Below are 2302 nucleotides of genomic sequence, written 5' to 3'. Positions count from 1 at the left end.
ATACTGCCCTTTCTCTGAATCAATGAATAATTTTGGTTTTATAAATAAAAAAACCATTTTAGTAAATGGTTTAATTTATTATTCTTATTCAATTTCCGAGTTTTTTTCCAAAACCCCAATTTTTTTATACGGCCTAAATAATATTATTAATTTAAAACATGAAATATTTAATAATAGTAAAAAAACTTTTACTGAACTTGAACAAGAAAAAGTAGAAAGCAAAAAACCAGAAAATTTTAAAGAACACTTCTATTTTTTTTTAAACTTTTAAATATCAAAGACAAGTTAAAAAAATATTTAAATTATTGAAAAAAGCTTCAAAAGAGTATCAAGTATTATTTATTAAAATGGCGTTGATAATCCGGTTATCTGTTGACCGTAGTGAAGAAATATGACAATGAATATTAAATAGAATTGATTGAAGTCTTGCCTTAGACCTTGTTGAAAAAAATAATAATTCAGACCAATTTATTCTTTTTGCAAAGCACTTTTTAAAAGAAGTTAATAACAATATGATTAAAGAATGAGAAGGAAAAATTAAAAATAAAAAATTAAGCAATGATGTGATAATATTTATTTCTAATTTTTATCATACACTGAAAAATAAATATAATTATCATATATCTAATTAAAAAATTCTTCTTACAAAATAAAAAGTTTTATAAGAAGAATTTTTTAATAATTAAATTATGTTCTTACTAAAGTTAACTTTAAAATAATGGTTGGTATTATGTTCTTCCTTCTAAATTTATTTTAAAGACTTAAAAGGTTATGGTTTTTAAACTATAACCTAATAATTGCCTTTAATTTAGGGCTTTTTATGATATAATTAACTTAATTAATTTATAATAAGAGGTAACCAATATGAAGTGAGAACCGCAACAAACGATTGAAATATTAAAAGAATATGTTTATAGTAAAAACAGACTTGATGAATATCGTAATCGTGTGGCATTATCAAATTTACAATTACCACCTTTTTATTTAAAAGAAGATAAAAGTCAATCTGTTTCATCAGTTGTTGTTCGTTTTATTAATGAAAAAGAAATTAAAAAAGCATATGATAAAAATACTTATCAATGAATTATAAATAGTTTAGAAGAAACTATTTTAAATTCTTTAAAAATGGGTGAAAATATTATTGGAATTCATCGCCATGAAAATATTTATTTGGCATTATACGAAGATGATGGGGATTTAAATTATTTAATTGAAATTGCTAATTATATTAATACAACTGTTAAAATTATTAATTATACATTATATGAAAAATATCAAGCTGTCCGTGAGGTTAGAATTGGCATTGGGATTGCGAATGATCCATCAATTGAAAGAATTAACGATTTAGAAGAGAATTTTATTGTTCCATTTGATGAAGATATTAAGGATAGTGTGCAATTAGCAGAAACATATGCTGCAGAAGTTATTATGTTTAATAATTTACCAGTTTGTACTGATGCATGGGTTTTTATGAATTTAACTGATGAGAATCAAGAACTAATTCGAAAAAATTCACGTCAATATTTTAATTTAAGAACACCTCGTCAACGTTTATTTACGGATTTAATTGATCCTAATGTTGCAGGAGAACTTGAACGACGTATCTTGCAAGTTGAAGAATAAGATCAAAATAATTAGGTTAAAGTTATTTAGTCTTATTCTTTTTTGTTTAACATCATTATTATTTCGGTATAATCATAAGTAGAAAGTGAAGTGGAAGAAAATGCAAGCATTAATTTTTCAAGGAAAAAAGAAAATTGAATGAACTGAAACTAACGAGCCAATTAAAAAAAGCAACAGATATTATTGTTAAAATTGAGGGATTTACTTTTTCACATGCGGATTATCGTCCATATTTGGGGCATGATAATAGTGTTGTTCCTAACACAATTATGGGGCATGAAGGAGTTGGTGTCGTGACAGCAATTGGAGCTGATATTACAAAACTTAAAATTGGTGATCGCGTTACAATTGGATGTGTTACTCATTGTAATATTTGTCAATGATGTGAACAAAAAGCATTTGCTAATTGTACTAATGGTGGTTTTATTTTGGGAACTAAAATTAATGGAACGCATGCTGAATATGTTTGTGTTCCTTATGGGGAAAATAGTGTTATTAAAATTCCAAAAACAATGAATTTAATTGATGCTTTAATGTTAAGCGATGTGTTACCAACAGGGTATGAAAATGTTATTAAAAAAATTGATTTAAAACAAATTAATAATATTGCTATTATTAGACTTCTTGCATAACCTAGTTATTTTAAAATTCCTATAAAATATATTTAAAATAGAAATTA

The 2302-nt window shown here is 24.7% G+C and carries 4 protein-coding genes; all 4 read left to right on the top strand.

The window, feature by feature from the left end; all coding sequences use genetic code 4:
* The coding region (locus BST80_RS05045) for a hypothetical protein (protein WP_415746247.1) at window positions 1-271 on the top strand (271 nt) is incomplete at its 5' end.
* A 34-nt stretch (window positions 272-305) separates the two neighbouring features.
* On the top strand, window positions 306-632 hold the full coding sequence (locus BST80_RS05040; protein ID WP_415746246.1) for a hypothetical protein: 327 nt from the start codon (window positions 306-308) through the stop codon (window positions 630-632).
* 232 nt (window positions 633-864) lie between these two features.
* A complete protein-coding gene (locus BST80_RS05035) occupies window positions 865-1623 on the top strand; it encodes a hypothetical protein (RefSeq protein WP_415746245.1) in 759 nt (252 codons plus the stop codon).
* A gap of 134 nt (window positions 1624-1757) precedes the next feature.
* Entirely contained in the window at window positions 1758-2255 is a 498-nt protein-coding gene (locus tag BST80_RS05030; RefSeq protein WP_415746244.1) for an alcohol dehydrogenase catalytic domain-containing protein, read from the top strand.
* Window positions 2256-2302 lie beyond the last annotated feature (47 nt).

It is taken from the genome of Spiroplasma sp. Moj (genome assembly GCF_016082285.1).
GTDB lineage: Bacteria > Bacillota_I > Bacilli_A > Mycoplasmatales > Mycoplasmataceae > Spiroplasma > Spiroplasma phoeniceum.
The sequence above is the reverse complement of the archived record's forward strand: the minus strand, read 5'-3'. Positions and strand labels throughout refer to the sequence as shown.